Consider the following 20,274-nt stretch of genomic DNA (forward strand, 5'->3'; position numbering starts at 1 on the left):
ATCTTTTATACAAGAAACTACTGAGTGATGGTTTGCGAAAAAAGGCAAACATCATCGCCAACGAATTGGTTTTATATTGGAAAGAAACGAATGATAATAATTTATTAAATGAAATTTTAAATGATGGTGAAAGTAACAATATAAATCATATACTTTTTAAAGGAATAGTATTTCCTCACCTGCTTAGTGGATACCATGAAGGTAAACTTCAGGAAACAAAATTATTAATAAAACATATTCAACATTTTTATTCTGATCAAGAGTTGTGGGAAAAATTTGAATATAAAAGTGAACGGCAATTATTAATAGAGTTGTTAAATAGTTTTCCAGATGATGAGTGGGTAAAGACGACATATATTTGTAAGTTTATAGATTGGCTTCAGTTCTGTGGTCATGAATACCCTGCGGGAATTCTATATGGAATGAATGGAGCAAATGCACAAGAATGTGATGATATACTTTCAACTATTGATAATATCCATAAAATTGATCAGAAAAATATTTATTTTGAATTTCTTGAAGATTTAAAATATAAAACAGTAGAATATAAATCAAGGCTAAAAAGTCGCTACACCTGATGCGCTCCGCACGCAGGTGAGTTTAGCCGTTAGTCTGCTGAAGTCAGAAAAAAACAGCCGTAGGGTGCGTTCCCTAATGCAAGTCCTGCTACAAAGCGATCGCTTTTGGGGAACGCACCATGCACATTGATGGCAGTGCGATCGCTGTTATCTTCTTGATTAAACTCTGAAATTGTCATTGCTTGGGATAGGAACGCCAAGGGCGATCGCTTTTTGGGGATAAGGAGTGCGATTGCTGATCTTGTCGTTTAGGTCGAGGTAACAAAACCCAACAAGCTTTGTTATAATATTTTTGTCATAAAGCAAGACTTATAAAAATAGATTTATGCCAGAAATTACTCGATTTTATGGAATTATCATTAAAATCTTTTTTGCCGATCATCCACCTCCCCATTTTCATGCGATTTATGGAGAATATAACGCCCTATTTAATCTGGAAACCTTAGAAATCATTGAAGGAGACTTACCTAATAGAGCCACAAAAATGGTTGTAGAATGGGCAACAATCTATCAATCAGAATTATTGAAAATGTGGAACACTCAAGAATTTAATAAATTACCACCTTTGAAATAAAACAATGCTTTATCCCAAAATAACATCAGCCAAAATCATTGAAAATTATACTCTATTGGTGCATTTTTCTAATCATCAAGCTAGAAAATATAACTGTGAAAATCTACTAGAAAAAACGATGTTTTCTTCCCTTAAAAACTATGCTTTCTTTAAAAACTTTCAACTTGATCCATCAGGTAGCGGAATCGTTTGGAATGATGAAGTTGATATAAGCGAGTATGAAATTTGGATCAATGGAATTGAACTATGATTGCCGATCTTGTAGTGCGATCGCTGTTATCTTCTTGATTAAACTCTGAAATTGTCATTGCTTGGGATAGGAACGCCAAGGGCGATCGCTGTTTGGGGATAAGGAGAGGCGATCTCTCTTTGTGAGTTGGAAAGTTGTCATCGATCCGCGATCGCGGATGTCATTATTGCCCAAGCAGAGTAAAATAAAAGTCTGTATTGAAAAAGGGGAAAGTAACAATGCCGCCAACAATGCAATTTAGTCAAATCTTAGAAATGATTGACTATCTCTCTTTTGATGAACAAGATGACTTGATCAATATTGTTAAACATCGGCAAATCGAAAAAAGACGAGAACAAATTGCTCAAAATATTTCTCAAGCTCGACAAGACTATCAAAATGGTAATGTTTTTCGAGGAGATGTTGATTCCATTATTGCCAAACTAAACAATGATTAACTTGGTTTTTAGCCAATCATTTAAATGCGCTTTCAAAACAAGGATTAAACCACAACCCGACTTAAAATCAAAAATAGAAGCCAAATTGAGACTACTCGCTGACGATCCCTATAATCCAATATTACGCACCCATAAACTAAAGGGGAAATTGTCAGGTGTTTGGGCTTTTTCTGTTGAATATGATTGTCGAATTATTTTCAATTTTGAATCAAACCCTGAAACCCAAGAAGAAGAGATCAACCTAATTGATATTGGAACTCACGATGAGGTTTATTGAATATGATTTTTTATTATGTTAGCAAGGTTTCGGAGTTGGCGATCGCTTTTTGATGATGGGAAAGGGCGATCATGTAAGTAGCTGGTTATAATTAAATTAAAAATGGATTTTAGGTTCGATCCCCCCTTAATCCCCCCTTGATAAGGGGGGCATCTGATAATTTTTAACGCCTACCTACTTATAATCCAAAATATTATGAACTAGATACAAAATCTCGATAAAATGGAGATAGAATGGGACAATAATAAAGCTGCTGCCAACTTGCTCAAGCATAAAATTGATTTTGAAGATGCAAAAAACATTTTTCTAGATCCCAACTGTCTGGAAAGAGAAGATAAACGTGATTATAATGAAACTAGAATTCAAGTAATCGGTATAGTTAATCAAGTAGTTTTATTTGTTGTCTATACCAAAAGAAACGGCAGATATCGTATTATTTCAGCAAGGAGAGCCAATAAAAATGAACGACGACAATATTACCAGAGTCAGACTTGATCCCGAAAATGTTAGTCATGGTAAGACAGATTGGGAAAAAGTTGCAGCAATGACTGAGGAAGAAATTGACAAAGCAGCCGAAGCAGATTCGGACTGTCTCCCCCTATCTCAACAAGAATTAAATGAGTTTCGCCGTACATCAATCACAGATGCCGATCTTGTAGTGCGATCGCCGTCATCTTGTTGATTAAACTTTAAAATTGTCATTGCTTGGCATAGGAACGCCAAGGGCGATCGCTTTGGGAAGGAGCAATTTTTGGGGAATGGCGATCGCTTTTCTTCATCAGTTCTAACTCATGCTGATTTTGATATAATAGCCATAATTGTTTGACATCTTAAGAGAAAAAATCATGATTAGAGCGATTAAACAGAAAGGAATTGTTGGCAGAGAAGGAAAAATAGAGCTTTATTCTGCGGAACTAGAAGAAGGAACAGCTGTGGATATTATTATTTTAGTATCTGATCCTGAACCCGATACAACTGAATATCTTCTTTCAACAGAAGCTAATCAGCGTGAATTATCCGAAGCTATTGACAGAATAGAAAATCAAGAAAACTTAGTGACAATTACCACAAAAGAATGGAGTGAAAAATATAGTATTTGATCCGAAAGCTTTTAAAGAATTCAATGAATTGTCGATAGAAAACAAAAAACTCTATAAAAAAATCGTTGATTTAATTGATGATATATTGTGCCATCCTTTCTCTGGAATCGGTAAACCCGAACCGTTAAAATATCAACTCAAGGGTTATTGGTCAAGACGCATTAATGATGAACATCGCTTAGTATATAAAATTACAGAAACAGAAATTATTATCAGTTGTAAATTTCATTATGACTAGGCTCAATGTAATCGCCGTCATCTTGTTGATTAAACTTTAAAATTGTCATTGCTTGGGATAGGAATGCGGGGGTCGATCATTTTGGGAATGAGCAATTTTTGGGTAATTGCGATCGCTTTTTGGTCAGGGGGAGTAGTGATCGCATCTCTCTTAGGGTAGAACGCTGATGGCAAAGGATGGTCAGTAAGCCAGATAGTCAACAGATTACCCGAAAAAGCTAGATTTTGTAACAAGATTTAGTATTACTTAGGGCTGTGTATCGAGAAGTTGCGAATTGTTAACCCTAGCTTTGCTAGGAAAATAAAATGTGATATTGTGACCCCAAGGCCGTGAAAAACGGCCAGGTTTTCAGTCTTTTTAAACATCAGGTCGCTACATTCTACAGCTATTTTCGCTCAAAAAAAAACGATTTTCTAGGCATTTCCATGACTTATCTTGTTGAACATCCTTCTACAACCTTTTATTCCTATACCGATACGGGGGTCGATCCCCTGAAAACCGCTCACGGAGTTTATATCACGGTTCACGGACATTTTTACCAACCACCGCGAGAAAATCCCTATCTAGACAGAATTGAACGGCAACCGAGCGCCCATCCCTTCCACAATTGGAATGAACGCATCCATCACGAGTGTTATCGTGCCAATGCTTTTGCGCGCATTTACAATGACCGGGGGGAAGTGATCAAAATAGTCAATAACTACGAATATCTCAGCTTTAACATCGGGGCTACCCTAATGTCATGGATGCAATCCCATGATCCCGAAGTTTACCAACGCATCCTGACAGCGGATCAAAAAAGTTGTCAACGCTTAAACGGTCATGGTAACGCCATCGCCCAGGTCTATAATCATATCATTCTGCCCCTAGCCAACAAACAGGACAAATACACCCAAATTCGCTGGGGAAAAGCCGATTTTCAGCACCGTTTCGGCCGCGATCCCGAAGGAATGTGGTTAGCGGAAACAGCCATTGATTTAGCCACAGTGACAGCTTTAATCGATGAGGGGATTAAATTCACCATTTTAGCCCCTTCCCAGGCCCTGCGCTGTCGTCCTTTCCCTAGCGACCATGATCCCCATCCCCAATGGCACGCGGTGGCCGGAGGTCAAATCGATCCCACCCGTCCCTATCGCTGTTACATCCCCGATGGTCGTTATCTGGATATTTTCTTCTACGATGGTCCAATTTCTCGCGATATGGGCTTTAATGATGTCCTAGCCAGCAGTGATTTTCTCGTCGGTCGTCTGGGACAGGCAATTAAAGGGGATCATCGTCCCTCCCAGTTAATCAGCGTCGCTACCGATGGGGAAACCTTCGGCCACCACAAACAGGGGACACAAAAGTGTCTTAGCTATGCTTTTACGGAATCTTTCCCTAAAAACGGCTGGACAGTCACCAATTTCGCCCATTATCTCAGTATTTGCCCCCCAACTTGGGAAGTGGAATTAAAACCCGTAACCGCGTGGAGTTGTGTCCATGGCGTAAATCGTTGGCAGGATGACTGTGGTTGCGGGGGAGGGGGAAATTACCAGCAAAAATGGCGTAAACCCCTGCGCGAGTCCCTAAATTGGCTCAGAGATGAGTTAATTAAGGTCTATGAGATTCAGGGACAGGAATTTTTCCGCGATCCTTGGCAGACAAGGGATGACTACATTGCAGTTATTTTAGATCGATCCCCAGACGCGATCGAACATTTCCTCGCCCTGCATCAAAGTCGCAACCTGAGTAAAAGCGAGAAAATCGATGCTTTGCGTTTATTAGAAATGCAAAGACAAGCTTTATTAATGTTTACCAGTTGTGGCTGGTTTTTTGAGGAAATTTCTCGACCTGAAGGCACGCAAATTTTGAGATATGCTGGCCGGGCCCTGGAATTAGCCGGAGAAGTGGCCGGAATTCAATTAGAAATGAATTTCCTCAGTCGTCTAGCTTTGGCCCCCAGTAACGTTAAGTTATATCAAGATGGGGCCGATGTCTATCGACAATTGGTCACTTCTGCGCGGGTCGATTTGGAACGGGTGGCGGCCCATTACGCTATTAGTTCCCTATTTACCAATTATCCCAGTCATCATCGGATTTATTGTTACAATACCCGTCAATTAGATTATCAAAAACAAGCGATCGGGTCTTTAACTTTAGCAGTGGGACAGGTGGAATTAACCTCGGAAATTACCCAAGAAAGTGAACATTTTGTTTTTGCTGTTCTACATTTAGGAGGTTGGGATTTTTACTGCTGCATTCAACCGTTTAACAGTCGGTTAATCTATACCAATCTTAAGGAGCATCTCTTTCAATCTTTACAACAGGCCAGTGTCTCAACCATGATCGTAGAAATGGGGCGCGGATTGGGAGAAAACTTTTTTGCTTTACCCCATCTTTTTGCCGATGAAAGACACCGAATCATGCAGAAGGTGACAGCCGAAACTAAAAAACGTCTCGATCAATTATACACCCAAGTTTATCGGGATAATTACGGCATTTTAGCGGCTTTCCAACGGGATGAGCTGCCCGTACCTCAAGAGTTACAGGTAGCGGCCGATATTGCCATTTCTCACCGTTGTTTACAGGTGATTAATGCCCTAGAAAAAGATTTTGAGCAGCGGCAAGCGACGGAAAATAATCTCGATCAATTATTGGCTATTGCTAAGGAAGCCAATCATTTACACTGTCAATTAAACATTCCCGAAGCGCGTCAAACCTTAGAAAGTCTGCTCTGGCAATCTCTTGGGAAATTATTACACGATGGCGATCCTTTAACGGCGGAGGAGGATACCAGGTTAATCACCCGTTTAATTGAAGTTAGCCAACAATTAAAGCTAGGATTATCCCTCGATCGCTCTCAGGAATTATACTATTATTACTTCCATGATCGTCTAGTTCCTAATTCTTTGCAGTCCAATTCAATAGCTGCTTTCTGTCCCTGGCCGATGACTCAATTAAAGTGGTTATTACTATTAGGACAGGTGTTAAAAGTTGATGTGAGTATTTGGCTGTAAAATCAGTAACAGGGTGGGCAATGCTCACCCTTTGATTTGCCATCGAACTCAGGTTAACCCAGAGACTAAACCCTTAGATTTATAATGGACATAGTCTCTCATCGAAGATTTACATGACTATCACGCCGATTTATGCCGCCTCAGCCAGCACAGCAAGCCAGTATCCCGATGCTTTTGGGCGTTTTGGACGCTACGGGGGCAAATACGTCCCGGAAACCCTGATGCCAGCCTTAAGTGAACTAGAAACGGCCTATAATCAGTATAAAGACGACCCCGATTTTCAAGAAGAATTAAATCAACTGCTCAAGGATTACGTCGGTAGACCTAGTCCCTTATATTTTGCCGAACGTCTCACCGCCCATTATGCCAAAGCTGACGGTACTGGGGCGCAAATTTACCTAAAACGGGAAGATTTAAACCATACCGGGGCCCACAAGATTAATAACGCCCTTGGTCAGGTTTTATTAGCCAAACGCATGGGTAAAAAGCGAATTATCGCCGAAACCGGGGCAGGACAGCACGGCGTGGCCACCGCTACGGTTTGCGCTCGTTTTGGTCTAGAATGCGTGATTTATATGGGAATTCACGACATGGAACGCCAAGAACTCAATGTTTTCCGCATGAGACTGCTTGGGGCGACGGTGCAACCCGTGGCCGCCGGGACAGGAACCCTGAAAGATGCCACCTCGGAAGCGATTCGCGACTGGGTAACTAATGTCGAAACCACTCACTACATTCTTGGTTCTGTGGCCGGTCCCCATCCCTATCCGATGATGGTGCGCGATTTTCACGCGGTTATTGGTCAAGAAACTCGTCAGCAAAGTCTGGAAAAATGGGGCGGTTTACCAGATATTCTCCTCGCTTGTGTGGGGGGTGGTTCTAATGCTATGGGTTTATTTCATGAGTTTGTTAAAGAAGCTGCCGTGCGTTTAATTGGTGTTGAGGCTGCCGGGGAAAGTATCGCTTCCGGAAAACACGCAGCCACCCTTACCCAAGGTCAACCGGGGGTTCTACATGGAGCAATGAGTTATTTATTACAAGATAACGAAGGTCAAGTTATCGAGGCCCACTCAATTAGTGCCGGTTTAGATTATCCCGGAGTCGGGCCAGAACATAGCTTTTTAAAAGATAGTGGTCGCGCCGAATATTACAGTGTCACTGACCAGGAAGCATTAGAAGCTTTTCAAAGAGTTTCCCGTTTAGAAGGGATTATTCCGGCTCTAGAAACTGCCCACGCTTTAGCCTATTTAGAAACTCTTTGCCCGCAAGTAACCGGTAGTCCTCGCATTGTTATTAATTTCTCTGGACGGGGTGATAAAGATGTGCAATCGGTGGCTAAATATTTATCGATGAATGGTTAACCTTTAGCCTTTTCAGTGAGCAGTTATCAGATTTGAGTATTAAGTGATCCCCCCTTAATCCCCCCTTAATAAGGGGGGTGCTGACAATTTTTAACACCCACCTACTTATTAAATAGCGGTTTCTTGCTGTTCTTTCACTCTTGACCGATTACTATTTACTGAGCAATGAAAATGCTACCCACTCCCCATCCCCTCACTGATAACTGATAACTGTTTACTGATAACTGATAAATAAGAGGTATAAGCTATTGTGCATCTAAATTTGATATTCGTTTTGACCTATTTCCCCTTCTAGACTAGATTAATATGAAAAGTTCTTTTAAGAAACATTATCAGTTAGGAATTTTGATGCTTATATCGACAAGTTTAATGGCCTGTAGTGCCTTAAACTATAGCTCTTTTACGGAACTTGTACCATCTTTCTCTCCCTCTCCTTCTCCCTCTCCTTTAGATGCGGCAACTTTACTTATTTTAGAGAATAAAATCTATCAACAGGTCAATCGCTATCGTCAATCTCGCAATTTATCTCCCCTACTGTTAAATCGGGCAATTTCGCAACAAGCAAGATTACATAGCCAACGTATGGCCGCGGGTTTAGTTCCTTTTAGTCACCAAGATTTTGACAAAAGAGCGCAAACTATTGGCGTTTCAGTTCCCTATGAAGCGGTGGGGGAAAATCTGGCAGTTAATCAAGGTTATGATGACCCAGTAATGATTGCTGTGGATGGTTGGATTAAAAGTCAAGGTCATCGGGAAAATATGGAGGGAGATTTTGATAGTACCGGGATTGGAGTAGCGACGGATAATCAAGGAAAATTGTACTTTACTCAAATATTTTTAAAACGTCAATCCGCTCCCGTTGCTACTAATACCCTTGGCTATGATTTTATCGGGAATCAATCTTTTTTTATTACCCTCGAAGAGAACACTAATTATCAAGTTAATCGCTACCGAATTTCTCAAAATTTACCGCCCCTACGTCTCGATGCTCGTATTAGTCATGAAGCTCGCTTATTTAGTCAAAAAATGGCCAATAAACAGGCTCCTTTTAGTCATGATGGTTTTGAGGGAAGAGTCAAGGCAGTACAAAGGAAGATTCCTTTAGAAAAAATGGGCGAAAATTTGGCTTTTATGAAGGGATATCCTGACCCCGTTAGCGTTGCCGTCAAGGGTTGGATTAATAGCCCCGGTCATCAAAAAAATATGGTTGGTGATTATCATCTCACCGGTATCGGTATCGCTAAAAATAATGCTGGTGAATATTATTTTACACAACTTTTTGTTAAAAAGCGTTGACAAAATGACCATGATGATATTTAAATTTAACTATCATCTCTCGGCTTTTTTTATCCCACTTCCCCACTTCCCCACTTCCCCACTTCCCCACTTCCTGAACTCTTAACTCCTAACTATATGAACTTAGACAATTTTCAAGTGTGCGATCAAGATTTAAGCGATGACCTATTATCCCGTTATCTAGGGGTTAATTCGATTGCTGTAGATACAGAAACTATGGGATTAATACCGGGGCGCGATCGACTGTGTTTAATTCAACTCTGTGATCCCAGTGGTTTTGTCACCGCTATTCGGGTTTTTAGGGGGCAAACAGAGGCTCCTAATCTGAAAAAGGTCATGGAGGATGAGCAGATAGAAAAAGTCTTTCATTTCGCCCGTTTTGATGTGGCTCAATTGTCCCAAACTTTTGCCATTGCCACTCAACCGATTTTCTGTACCAAAATCGCCAGTAAACTGGCTCGGACTTATACCAGCAGTCACGGTTTAAAAAGTCTCGTGCAGGAATTAGAAGGCATAGAATTAGACAAAACCGCTCAGAGTTCTGATTGGGGAAATGCCGCTAATCTTACCCCACAACAACTGAGTTATGCTGCTAACGATGTGCGCTATTTATTGTCAGTGCGAGATAAACTAATTGTGATGCTGCAAAGAGAAGAAAGATGGGAATTAGCCCAAAAATGCTTTAGTTGTATCCCCATCTTCACCGCTTTAGATTTACAGCAATACAAAGATATATTTGAGCATTAGTCGGCAAAAGTTAAGGTCTATTTAATAAGTAAATAGAAGATAGATTTTGTCTTTGATCCCCCCTTAATCCCCCCTTAATAAGGGGGGTATCTGACAATTTTTAACACCCACCTACTTAGTATGATTGACTCCCAATCGAACCTTAAAAACCCAGTTATGGATTATTTCTCCCCACTCCCCACTTCCCCATTTCCCCATTTCCCCCCGCAACGCGCACGAAGTGGTCTCCCCACTCCCCTCACTGATTACCGACAACTGAAAATGCTCTCTACTGCCAAAAGCTGCCAAGATCACAAAAAAGACCGCTATGATCGAAAATAGAAATCATCGTCATTGGTAGAGAATAGGTAAAAAATCTATGACATCTTATGCGGCCTCCTCTGCACGAGCCGAAATGAGCGAACTTCGGCGCCTAAAAACCCTACTACCGCCAGAATTACAAAGTTGGGTAACGGTAGAAGGTTCCACAGAGGTTAACCCCCCCCTGATCCGTTGTGAAGAAATTGGCAGAGATGAGGTAGAAATTCAGATAGATTTAGCCAAATGGGAAAATTTAGCCATTGATCAGCGTAATTTGCTCTTTTGGCATGAAGTCGCCAGGATTCAAAATGATAGTATTCCGAGGGAAGGCTGGGAAATGGCCGCCCTCGCTATCGGTCTAGGTGGTGCGGTGGGGGAATTATGGGTACAGGACGGGTTATTATTGCTTTTGGCTATGGGATTATGTGGGATTTCTGGTTATCGTCTCTGGCGCAAAAATAATGGCGATAAAATTCTCAAAGAAGCGATCGAAGCCGATGAAAAAGCGATCGCCCTAGCCACCCGTTTCGGTTATTCTCTCCCCAACGCCTACAAGAGCCTAGGCAGTGCCTTTAAAACCCTAATTGAACAAACGCCCAACCGTCGTCTGCGTAAGCGTTATGAGACCCGTTTAGATGCCCTGAGAAAGAGTGCAGCCAAAGCGAAAGCCCAAACCCAAGGCCGTCCGCCCCTAGGTGAGATTCGTTAGCCGATAATTACAGGTAATCTGTGACATTACCCATTGGTATTTGGGGAAAAGTGTAGTAAACATTAGGTAGGTCATCAGGCCTTGTTCATCTATCAAACCACCTCTTTGTGTCGATGACTTCCCAAATTCCTGAAACACGTTTTCTGATCATTCCGATGGAGTATCCAGTTTTGCGGATGCCCGATCGCTTGACTGTCTTGGAAGCAGTACAGTTCAAGGAACTGTTTCACCATCTCATCGCCCAAACACCCACTCCCGAAAAAGTCATTCTTGATCTAAATGCCACTCAATTTATGGATAGTAGTGGCGTGGGTGCTTTAGTCCATAATCTCAAAGCGGCCAAGGCAGAAAATATCGAGTTAGTGCTGGCTAACGTCCATCCCCCAGTGATGGGGGTTTTATCGATTACGGGACTAGATCAATTATTCACTTTCCAAACCTCCCCCCTAGCAGCCCAAGAAAAGAGCTTGACTGCCAATGAAAACCATCTACCGGAAACCCATCCTTCGATTCGCAGTTGGTTAAAGCGCGGTCTTGACATTGTTGGTGGGATCGTGGGTTTATTAATCACGGGGGTTATTTTTGTCCCCATTGCTATCGCTATTAAGTTAGACAGTCCGGGTCCAATTTTTTTTAGTCAAACCCGCTGCGGTTGGTTGGGAAAGGAATTTAAAATTCTTAAGTTTCGTTCCATGTGTGTGGATGCAGAAGCACTCAAGGATAAAATCCCCAATCAAGCGGAGGGAGCTTTTTTTAAAAATAAAAATGATCCCCGGATTACCCGGGTAGGAAAATTTTTACGTCGCACCAGTTTGGACGAATTGCCCCAGTTTTGGAATGTGATCACCGGTGAAATGAGTCTTGTTGGCACTCGTCCTCCCACCCCCGATGAGGTGGAACGCTACGATGTTCCCCAATGGCAACGTTTAGATGTAAAACCCGGTATGACAGGAGAATGGCAGGTGAATGGTCGCTCTCGGGTGAGTAATTTTGAAGAGGTAATTCAACTAGATCTGCGCTATCAAGAAAATTGGAGTTTAGGCTACGATCTACAACTGATTTTTAAAACAATTTTGATTCTCTTTCAAAAAAACAGTGGTGCCTTCTGACGTCTTAAATTCCCCTTCTTTCCCCCTCCAATTCCATCTACAAGTCCGGACGGAATTGGCAGCTTTAATCCCAGTCCTACAATGGTTTGAATCTCACGGCAGTTCCTTTCTACCTGACTCGGCGCTTTGGCAGTGTAAGGTGGCTTTAGCGGAAGGATTTACTAATGCTGTCCGTTACGCTCACCAACATTTACCACCGACCACACCGATCGATCTAGAATTAACTTTACAGTCCCATTCTCTAGAAATAAGAATATGGGATCACGGTCAACCTTTTGATCTCCAAGAAAAACTTGATTCTCTACAACAACATCCCGTCGCACCTTTGGAAATGGAAAGCGATCGAGGATTAATTTTTATGCGTTCTCTTACTGATACTTTACAATATATCCGCACTGGCGAAGGGAGAAATTGTTTAATTCTCCAGAAAAGTTTTTAAGTCAATTTATCCCCTGTTAGAAACTACGTCAATGGCACAGGTTTCCAGACGAGAAAAAAGAATTATGCCACCACCCACACCCCAGACAAGGGTGGGGAGATGTCCCCAGGGTGCTTTGAGAGAGAAAGTAATTTGATCGTAGTATAACCACTTGTTATTAACTCGCCAACCGACTTTTGATCCAAAATCGTTCCATTTTTGTTGATCATAATTGCCGCTTCCTCCCAAACTTTCATAAATTCTTTTCTGAACAGATATACCGAATTTTCCCTGACTATATTGTAACCAGAGTTGATTGATAGTGGCTAAATCTTCACAGGGAAAGTTATCTATATCTTCTATCTTAAGATATTTTTCTTTAGTTCGATCGGCAACTTTTAATAATAAATTAGCTGTTTCTTGATCGGCTTCCTGCCATTTTTCTTGCGCTAATAAATCCCGTAGGTTAGTGTAATTAATTGCCTTGGCACTTTTGAGGTTAATTTCCTCCCTGATGCCGGCTGGAAAAACTGGCAAAACCGTTTCTTGAATTGTATTCTGTGATCGGGGTTTTGGCGGAATCACTGCAGCTAATTTTACTGCTAACTCTTGCAGGACTTCCCCAGCTGATTGATAACGTTTTTTGGTGCCAAATTCAATTAATTTATCTAAAATTTTACCTAATTCAACACTAACAGGATTATTAATCAGGTGCTGTCTCCATACCCATTCATGTTCACTCACATCGAATAATTCAAAGGGAGATATTCCCGTTAATAAATAGATACAAGTGACTCCCAAACTATATAAATCACTACTATTAATCGCTTTGCCATTACTTTGTTCTGGAGCGATATATCCCGCCGAACCGATCACTGTTCCTGTCAGGGAAAGATTAGCAATGGTTATAAATTTAGAGGCACCGAAATCCACTAAAATTATTTTATTATCGCTGCGTCTCCTAATTATATTCGCTGGTTTAATATCCCGATGAATGACTCTTTTAGCGTGGATAAAATCAAGAATTGGCAAAATTTCTAATAAAAGATGTTTGATCTTTTCTTCATTAAAAACTCCCTCGCTTTGTAATTCTTGTTCTAGATTTTCTCCCTCAATATATTCTTGCACAAGATATTGTCGCCCATCATTGCTGGTAAAATAGGCATAGAGGGAGGGAATTTGTGGGTGTTGACCGAGATTATCTAAACTAATCGCTTCTTCTTTAAATAATTCCGCCGCTTTCTTGAGAGCATTACTGCCTTGAGCGCTAGGAAAAAATTGTTTAATCACACAATAAGGTTTAGAAGGTTTATCCTCATCAATTGCTTGAAAAGTTTTACCGAAACCTCCTTGACCAATTAATTTTATAGCACGATAACGATCTTTTATTAATAATTGAAAGCGACATTTTTGACAGAATTTATCTGTAGGATCATTGTTATATAGACAATCGGGATTAAGACATAAACTCATGGCTAGTTTCAACAGGGATAGGGAAGATGCTTCAGTTATCAGTAAACAGTGAACAGTGAACTGATAACCGACAACTGATAACTGATTACTGATAACTGATTACTGATAACTGATTACTGATAACTGATAACTGATAACTGATAGCTGATAGCTAAATCGAGCTTTCTTGCTCCGGCCAAATTTCTGGCTGTTGATTTAATAAAAGCTGGGCTGCCTCTAACATATCATCGACAATATCGCGCAAATCTGTCTTATTATCGATATAAGCTTTTAACGCCTCCATCGGATCTAATTGATTACCCACCCCTAATTCAGGTAAACGGGGACGGGTTAATTGACTAATTAACTCCGCCCGAATACTATAGCTATGGGCAGGTTTTAACGCCTCATCAAGCTGATTGGTGTTGATTAGTTCTAATTGCTCACTGCGAATTTTATAAACTAAGCGGATAACTGCTTCCTGAATATCGTATTTTTTCAGAGCTTTCAGCAATTCTTTTTGGGGGTTTTCTGCCTCGGAAACATCCACTTCGATGGAACGGAAAGGACGCACGGGTAAAGGGCAAAATTCCCATTTAACCTCTCCTTTAGCCACTTCTATTAAAACATAGCCCTTATCTTCTTTTTCCTCGCTAAAATCCACTCGATCGATGCTCCCCGGATAGACAATGGGCGGATCATTGCTAGGATTAAGATTCTGGTGTTTGTGAACATGACCGAGGGCAACGTACTCGAATTGTGGACGATTTAGCAGGGATAAAGGCACGGTAAAACCTTTACCAACCGCTAAAAATCTTTCTGCTCCTAAACTAGCTCGATCAGCCATTAAATGGGCTAATAAAACTGTTGGTAAACTTGTATCTAATTGGCGGATTTCTCCTTCTAAAACTGGTTCCAAACGGTTAATTAATAATTCATTTACCCCACTCAAGGATAAACCCTCGGTTTCGGGACGGGTTAAGAGAGTGGCGCGGGTTAACCAGGGTAAAGTAATTACTTGGATATCGCCGTTGCGGGTGGTGATGCGATGGGTGGTCAGGCGATCGCCAACAATAAACCCCGGCACCGCTAGGGTACGATAGATGGAGAGACTGACACCGCCATTACCCTGAGAATGTTGATCGTGATTACCCACTAATAACACCGTCGGGATATTAGCATCGGCAAGACGACGGAATTGACTGGCAAAAGCTTCGTGAACAAAAGGAGGAGGAGTGGCATCGGGAAAGGCATCTCCCCCAAAAAGCACTAGATCCACAGGGTTAGCAATAGCCCGATCGATACAGAGGCTTAAACTGCCCATAAAATCCTCTAAACGAGTATTTAACCCCGTTTTTGGATTTAAACGTCCATGGGAAAAACCGCTCCCCATGTGAATATCCGATAAGTGCAGTATTTTAATCATAGTAAAGGAAAAACAGGCGTAATTAAGTACACCTGTTCAGGATTATTTTCCTAATTTTTTATCGCGATCTTGACGACGGCGATCACGCCATTCTGTAGTCGTCAGGTAGAGAATACCACCACTAACGACAACGAGAAGAATTAAGGCGACAAGAAAGAGAGTGTTGAGAATCAAGGATGTTTCCATGGTATCTATAGATTACCTAGAAACCGTTACGACCCCAAACCACCATGGCGATCGACCAAGTGAACAGGGCGAGAATGCTAACCCAACCAAGTGTCAAAATATCCATAATTGCCTTTGTTAAACGAATTACTTGCGAGATAACTACTCAATTTATAATACTTCATCAGTGACTCCGTTTTAGAGAGGCGATCGTGCAAATTACGCTCAAGGAAAGAATCGAATCCATACAGGTGGGGAGTATCTCGGCTCTGGCTTTCGTGGTTCCCTATCTGCTATTTTTAACTGTTGATCGACTATTTTTAGGGGAATCGCTCACAATAATTAGCGCTTTTGTCAAGATATCCGGGGCGATAATTAGCGGATTTCTCTTCGGTGTCACCTATCGTTATGTCGTCCGTAACGATGATAATCCCCATCTCAAAGATGGTACAGTGGCAGCTTTTACCCTAGTCCGCGGCCTAGTTCCCCTACAATTATCCACAGACTTGATCGCTGACGCTTGGCAATTAAGTCTCTTTCTGGGAGAGAGCTTTATCTGTTTTTTATCCTGTCGTCTACTCTTGGAGCTGACTAAGCTGCGCCAGTAACCGACTCAGTTATCAGTTATCAGTTATCAGTTATCAGATTTAAGTTTTCAGTGAGCAGTATGTATTAAGTGAGCAGCATTAAATGGCAGTTTCCCACTGTCTTTTCACTGTTTACTGATCACTGTTTACTGATCACTGATCACTGAAACATCACCCCACACCCCACACCCCACACCCTATGGCTATTTGTATTCCCGTTAATTTACCCGATCGCTCCTATAATATTCTGATCGAGAAGGGCAGTTTAGCTAATCTCGGTGCAGAAATGAGCCGTTTAAGCTTAGGTAAAAAGGTTTTATTGGTTTCTAATCCCGAAATTTTTGACTATTACGGGCAAATAGCCGTTAATTCCCTAGAAAAAGCGGGATTTGTCGTTTTTACTCATCTGATCCCCGCCGGCGAAAATTATAAAACCCTCGATGCGATCGCCCAAGTTTATGATAGCGCCCTCGCTCACCGGCTGGAACGTTCCTCGACTATGGTTGCCCTCGGTGGTGGTGTAATCGGTGATATGACGGGATTTGCGGCAGCCACATGGTTACGGGGCGTTAATTTTGTCCAGGTTCCCACCACTCTCTTAGCCATGGTGGACGCTTCCATCGGGGGTAAAACTGGTGTTAATCATCCCCAGGGCAAAAATCTGATCGGGGCGTTTTATCAACCGAAATTAGTTCTGATCGATCCTAGCTTGCTTAAAAGCCTACCCGTGCGAGAATTTCGGGCTGGAATGGCAGAAGTGATTAAATACGGTGTAATTTGGGATGCCGAGTTATTTCAACAGTTAGAAGACTCGGACAATTTAGCCAGTTTTTCTCAGATCGATGGCGAGCTATTGCAAATAATTATTACAAAGTCTTGCCAAGCTAAAGCAGATGTGGTATGCACAGACGAAAAAGAAGCAGGTTTGCGGGCGATCTTAAACTATGGTCACACGATCGCCCACGGCATTGAAAGTTTAACGGGATACACTAGCGTTAACCACGGGGAAGCGGTGGCCATGGGGATGGTGGCGGCAGGAGCGATCGCTGTTAAACTGGGAATGTGGACCGCCGGGGAAAATCAACGTCAAACCGATTTAATCGAAAAAGCCGCCTTAGAAACCCATATTCCGCCTTTAAATGCCGATGAGATGGTAAATGCTCTCACTGCCGATAAAAAAGTTAAAGATGGCAAGGTTAGATTTATTTTACCAACGGCAATCGGCCAAGTCACCATTAGCGATCGAGTCACCCCCACCCTGGTGCGCGAGGTGTTATCACCAACCGAATCTGGGCAGTAAAAGCTTTTTCAATTGTTGCATCGCTTGCTCCGTAACATCCCGGTATTTTAAATCTCCCACGAGAATACGTCCCATCAGTTGACCGGCGATCGGCCGTTTAACGGCGACATTGTAGGCGATTTGGGTAAATTGATAGAATAAACCGGCTAATTTGGCCGCTAAAGCCATATCTTCCCCCCATTCTTCCCGAATTATCCGACTATAGCCCGCTAAAGCCTGATTATCTCCGGCTAAAGCTCGATCAATCGCCTCGGCTGCCTTAACTCCCGTCAAAATTGCCGGACGGATACCCTCACCGATGAGAGGATCGAGAATCCCCGCCGCTTCCCCTGTAATTAGGGCATTTTGGGCGTGTAGCGGTTGATTTCCGTTCCAAAGGGCTAAAGCATACTCACTATAGCGATAATCCTCTAAATTCCAGCCTTTTTGATGGGCATAATTTAACAGTTGTTTTTTTAGCTCCTCGGATTTGATGCTGCCCTTAAAACAAGCACCGCTAATTGTGTAACCATTAGACTTGGGAAAAGCCCAGATATAACCATTTTTTAGGGAACCAAAGTCAAAAAAAGCTTTTTTGGGGGGAATAGTCGCTTCTGCGTTAGTAATTTCGAGAGTAGCCCCGATCGTTTGGTTTTTCGCCGGTAATCCCAACCAGCGACTGGTATTACCCTTAACACCATCGGCAGCAATCAGATATTTACCTGAAAATGTTCCTTGGGATGTGGTAACTTGCCAGTGATCTTGAAGGAATTTGATCTGGGTAACTTCGCTGTTATCTTGGATGGTTGCCCCGACTGCGATCGCCTGTTGACCTAAAAAATCATCGAAACGATCCCTTTGTACCATCCACATCGGTTCTAGCATATTTAACTTAGTGGTGGCGGCATCCCCCTGTTTCCAAGTAAACTCCACTTGCGTGACGGTATTCTCGATCACGGGGGTAAAATCAAAATCAAACCACTGCTTAATTGCCGGGGATACCCCACCACCACAGGGTTTATAACGGGGTAATTTCGCTTTATCGAGGATCAGGATCGATCGCCCCCTTTTAGCTAGATGATAACCCGCCGTCGTTCCTGCTGGTCCCGCACCGATGATAATACAGTCAAACATTTGTACTAATTTAAGTCGTTGAACAAATTTATGGACAATTTACGCTATTTTTGGCAACTTGTCTTGAGTCTGGTTTCTTGTCCCTTCTTCAGGCGGTTGAGCTTGCCTCTCTAGTTTCTAACTGATTTATCCCCCAATGTCCAAGAGAGTCTAATCTCTGGCTTTTTTGGCTAATTGATCAATTATCTTCACCTAATCAATCGTATAATCAAAAAAACTATAACGGCTCGATTATATCATGAAAATTGTTTCTATTAAAATAAAAAACTATCGTATGTTTAAAAACATACACATAAGAGATATTCCCCCTTTTTGTGTGATTATTGGAGCTAACGGCACGGGAAAATCTACTCTATTTGATATTTTTGGTTTTCTGCGAGATGCCCTCAAAAATAACATTCGCCAAGCCTTACAAATTCGCGGCGGTTATAGAGAAATTATCACTAGAGGTCAAGAACAGGAAAATATTGAAATCGAGCTGCAATTTCGCATGAAAATCTTAGATACAGAACGTCTGGTTACTTATATACTTATAATTGGACAAAACAAAAATCGCCCTGTTATCAAACGCGAAATACTTCGCTATAAACGGGGTGAACACGGTAAACCTTTTCATTTTTTAGATTTTCAACTTGGTCAAGGATATGCTATCACCAACGAAGAAGATTTTAGTAAACCAGATAAAGAACTCGATCGAGAAGAACAACAGCTAGAATCTAACGATATACTAGCAATCAAAGGATTAGGACAATTTCAACGTTTTAAAGCCGCTACAGCCTTTCGTTCTCTGATTGAAAATTGGCACGTTTCTGACTTTCATATTAGCGAAGCTAGAGGAAGTAAAGAAATATCTTATGCTGAACACTTATCCCCTACTGGCGACAATATAGCTACAGTTGCTCAATATATTTATCAACAATATCCCACAATTTTTCAGCAAATTCTCGAAAAAATGAAACAAAGAGTTCCGGGTATTTCCTCTGTGGAAGCCAAAGAAACCGAAGACGGTCGCTTGATTTTACGTTTTCAAGATCAGGCCTTTAAAGACCCTTTTATTGATCGCTATGTTTCTGACGGGACTATGAAAATGTTCGCCTATTTAATATTACTATTCGATCCCAATCCTCATCCCCTACTCTGTGTCGAAGAACCAGAAAACCAACTTTATCCTACTTTATTAAAAGAACTAGCCGAAGAATTCGCCCACTATAGCGATCAGGGGGGTCAGGTATTTGTTTCTAGCCACTCCCCCGATTTTATCAATGCGGTTCCACTAGATAGTATTTTCTGGCTAATTAAATCCCAAGGTATCACCCAAATCCATAGGGCTAACGATAGCGAAATCCTCAAAAACTTAGTAGCGGCAGGCGATTTACCCGGCTATCTTTGGAATCAAGGCTGGTTTGAAGGAGTAGAACCCTAATGAACTATGATATCGTATTTTTGCTAGAAGAGTCATCTATAAAAAATGTGTTAGAAGAACTTTTGCCTAAACTTATTCCCCCAGAAATCAGCTATATATGTATTAGTCATCAAGGCAAACAAGACCTAGCAAAATCTATTCCTATAAAACTCAAAGCTTTCAATAAATCTAGTCCCAATACCAAATTTATTATTGTTCACGATCAGGATTCCCACGACTGTCAAAAACTCAAAAAAGACCTAGTGGGACTTAGACAAAAAACAAATCGAGAAAAGCTTCAACTCCAATCCCCGCTTGGGATTTACTTCGAGAAGCCCAAAATCGCTGAAACCCAGATATATCAAGGAAAATCATAAATCGAGGTTAACCCTTTGTCCCGTAATGGTTTGAGCCTTTTTTGCTGACCGAAAACGCCTAA

Annotated in this window: 25 protein-coding genes and 1 pseudogene; 20 read left to right on the forward strand and 6 right to left on the reverse strand. The window is 41.6% G+C overall.

Annotation, left to right across the window (positions count from 1 at the left end):
- A partial coding sequence (locus tag IM473_RS15665) for a hypothetical protein (RefSeq protein WP_287690523.1) occupies positions 1–578 on the forward strand: 578 nt, incomplete at its 5' end.
- A 29-nt stretch (positions 579–607) separates the two neighbouring features.
- On the opposite strand, the gene IM473_RS15670 is transcribed toward IM473_RS15665, so the two are convergent.
- Positions 608–757 (reverse strand): hypothetical protein, encoded by a 150-nt coding sequence (locus IM473_RS15670; RefSeq protein WP_287657631.1) that lies wholly within the window; start codon positions 755–757, stop codon positions 608–610.
- Between the two features lie 146 nt (positions 758–903).
- Between IM473_RS15670 and IM473_RS15675 the strand changes: the two genes are divergently transcribed.
- The 15 genes from IM473_RS15675 (at position 904) to IM473_RS15745 (ending at position 12,411) form a co-directional block, all read left to right on the forward strand.
- A complete protein-coding gene (locus IM473_RS15675; protein ID WP_002736965.1) occupies positions 904–1,152 on the forward strand; it encodes a DUF4160 domain-containing protein in 249 nt (82 codons plus the stop codon).
- Between the two features lie 4 nt (positions 1,153–1,156).
- Positions 1,157–1,402, forward strand: coding sequence for a DUF2442 domain-containing protein (locus tag IM473_RS15680; RefSeq protein WP_287657632.1), 246 nt, complete (start codon positions 1,157–1,159; stop codon positions 1,400–1,402).
- A gap of 218 nt (positions 1,403–1,620) precedes the next feature.
- Entirely contained in the window at positions 1,621–1,839 is a 219-nt protein-coding gene (locus IM473_RS15685) for a hypothetical protein (protein ID WP_002801541.1), read from the forward strand.
- The gene (locus IM473_RS15690; protein ID WP_287657633.1) at positions 1,832–2,116 is read left to right on the forward strand and encodes a type II toxin-antitoxin system RelE/ParE family toxin; all 285 of its coding nucleotides are present in this window, start codon (positions 1,832–1,834) and stop codon (positions 2,114–2,116) included. Before IM473_RS15685 ends, IM473_RS15690 begins: the two co-directional genes overlap by 8 nt.
- A gap of 222 nt (positions 2,117–2,338) precedes the next feature.
- Positions 2,339–2,611: a BrnT family toxin gene (locus IM473_RS15695; protein ID WP_287657634.1), complete on the forward strand. Its 273-nt coding sequence runs from the start codon at positions 2,339–2,341 to the stop codon at positions 2,609–2,611.
- Positions 2,577–2,798, forward strand: a complete 222-nt coding sequence (locus IM473_RS15700) for a hypothetical protein (RefSeq protein WP_287657635.1) — start codon at positions 2,577–2,579, stop codon at positions 2,796–2,798. Before IM473_RS15695 ends, IM473_RS15700 begins: the two co-directional genes overlap by 35 nt.
- A 163-nt stretch (positions 2,799–2,961) precedes the next feature.
- A complete protein-coding gene (locus IM473_RS15705; RefSeq protein WP_287657636.1) occupies positions 2,962–3,216 on the forward strand; it encodes a hypothetical protein in 255 nt (84 codons plus the stop codon).
- Positions 3,197–3,454 (forward strand): Txe/YoeB family addiction module toxin, encoded by a 258-nt coding sequence (locus IM473_RS15710; protein WP_287657637.1) that lies wholly within the window; start codon positions 3,197–3,199, stop codon positions 3,452–3,454. The genes IM473_RS15705 and IM473_RS15710 overlap by 20 nt, the downstream gene beginning before the upstream one ends.
- A 425-nt stretch (positions 3,455–3,879) precedes the next feature.
- Complete coding sequence (locus IM473_RS15715; RefSeq protein ID WP_287657639.1) at positions 3,880–6,450, forward strand: DUF3536 domain-containing protein; 2,571 nt, start codon at positions 3,880–3,882, stop codon at positions 6,448–6,450.
- Positions 6,451–6,563: 113 nt separating this feature from the next.
- Positions 6,564–7,811, forward strand: coding sequence for a tryptophan synthase subunit beta (gene trpB / locus IM473_RS15720; protein WP_287657640.1), 1,248 nt, complete (start codon positions 6,564–6,566; stop codon positions 7,809–7,811).
- Positions 7,812–8,117: 306 nt separating this feature from the next.
- Positions 8,118–9,107, forward strand: coding sequence for a CAP domain-containing protein (locus tag IM473_RS15725; RefSeq protein ID WP_287657641.1), 990 nt, complete (start codon positions 8,118–8,120; stop codon positions 9,105–9,107).
- Positions 9,108–9,224: 117 nt separating this feature from the next.
- A complete protein-coding gene (locus tag IM473_RS15730; protein ID WP_287657642.1) occupies positions 9,225–9,854 on the forward strand; it encodes a ribonuclease D in 630 nt (209 codons plus the stop codon).
- Between the two features lie 358 nt (positions 9,855–10,212).
- Entirely contained in the window at positions 10,213–10,863 is a 651-nt protein-coding gene (locus IM473_RS15735) for a DUF3318 domain-containing protein (RefSeq protein ID WP_002756971.1), read from the forward strand.
- 113 nt (positions 10,864–10,976) lie between these two features.
- Positions 10,977–11,972, forward strand: a complete 996-nt coding sequence (locus tag IM473_RS15740; protein WP_287657644.1) for an anti-sigma factor antagonist — start codon at positions 10,977–10,979, stop codon at positions 11,970–11,972.
- The gene (locus IM473_RS15745; protein ID WP_287657645.1) at positions 11,959–12,411 is read left to right on the forward strand and encodes an ATP-binding protein; all 453 of its coding nucleotides are present in this window, start codon (positions 11,959–11,961) and stop codon (positions 12,409–12,411) included. The genes IM473_RS15740 and IM473_RS15745 overlap by 14 nt, the downstream gene beginning before the upstream one ends.
- 6 nt (positions 12,412–12,417) lie before the next feature.
- Here IM473_RS15745 and IM473_RS15750 read toward each other — a convergent pair whose 3' ends face one another.
- The 4 genes from IM473_RS15750 to petN all read right to left on the reverse strand — a co-directional run bounded on the left by IM473_RS15750 (position 12,418) and on the right by petN (position 15,560).
- Positions 12,418–13,863: a serine/threonine-protein kinase gene (locus tag IM473_RS15750; protein WP_287657646.1), complete on the reverse strand. Its 1,446-nt coding sequence runs from the start codon at positions 13,861–13,863 to the stop codon at positions 12,418–12,420.
- 151 nt (positions 13,864–14,014) lie between these two features.
- Positions 14,015–15,268: an exonuclease subunit SbcD gene (gene sbcD, locus IM473_RS15755; RefSeq protein ID WP_287657647.1), complete on the reverse strand. Its 1,254-nt coding sequence runs from the start codon at positions 15,266–15,268 to the stop codon at positions 14,015–14,017.
- 42 nt (positions 15,269–15,310) lie between these two features.
- Positions 15,311–15,454: a hypothetical protein gene (locus IM473_RS15760; protein WP_287657648.1), complete on the reverse strand. Its 144-nt coding sequence runs from the start codon at positions 15,452–15,454 to the stop codon at positions 15,311–15,313.
- Between the two features lie 16 nt (positions 15,455–15,470).
- Positions 15,471–15,560 (reverse strand): cytochrome b6-f complex subunit PetN, encoded by a 90-nt coding sequence (gene petN, locus IM473_RS15765; protein WP_012265708.1) that lies wholly within the window; start codon positions 15,558–15,560, stop codon positions 15,471–15,473.
- 85 nt (positions 15,561–15,645) lie between these two features.
- On the opposite strand from petN, the gene IM473_RS15770 reads away from it, so the two are divergent.
- Positions 15,646–16,041: a hypothetical protein gene (locus IM473_RS15770; RefSeq protein WP_287657649.1), complete on the forward strand. Its 396-nt coding sequence runs from the start codon at positions 15,646–15,648 to the stop codon at positions 16,039–16,041.
- A 178-nt stretch (positions 16,042–16,219) separates the two neighbouring features.
- The gene (aroB, locus tag IM473_RS15775; protein ID WP_287657650.1) at positions 16,220–17,320 is read left to right on the forward strand and encodes a 3-dehydroquinate synthase; all 1,101 of its coding nucleotides are present in this window, start codon (positions 16,220–16,222) and stop codon (positions 17,318–17,320) included.
- Here aroB and IM473_RS15780 read toward each other — a convergent pair.
- On the reverse strand, positions 17,297–18,433 hold the full coding sequence (locus IM473_RS15780) for a geranylgeranyl reductase family protein (RefSeq protein ID WP_287657652.1): 1,137 nt from the start codon (positions 18,431–18,433) through the stop codon (positions 17,297–17,299). The two genes, aroB and IM473_RS15780, sit on opposite strands and share 24 nt — an antisense overlap.
- A gap of 238 nt (positions 18,434–18,671) precedes the next feature.
- On the opposite strand from IM473_RS15780, the gene IM473_RS15785 reads away from it, so the two are divergent.
- Together IM473_RS15785 and IM473_RS15790 are read left to right on the forward strand one after the other, a co-directional pair.
- Positions 18,672–19,856 (forward strand): AAA family ATPase, encoded by a 1,185-nt coding sequence (locus IM473_RS15785; protein ID WP_353738134.1) that lies wholly within the window; start codon positions 18,672–18,674, stop codon positions 19,854–19,856.
- A pseudogene (locus IM473_RS15790) lies at positions 19,856–20,098 on the forward strand (DUF4276 family protein); the annotation flags it as partial. The gene IM473_RS15785 and the pseudogene IM473_RS15790, both read left to right, overlap by 1 nt.
- Positions 20,099–20,274 lie beyond the last annotated feature (176 nt).

It is taken from the genome of Microcystis sp. M015S2, from assembly GCF_020245945.1.
Classification (GTDB): Bacteria; Cyanobacteriota; Cyanobacteriia; order Cyanobacteriales; family Microcystaceae; genus Microcystis.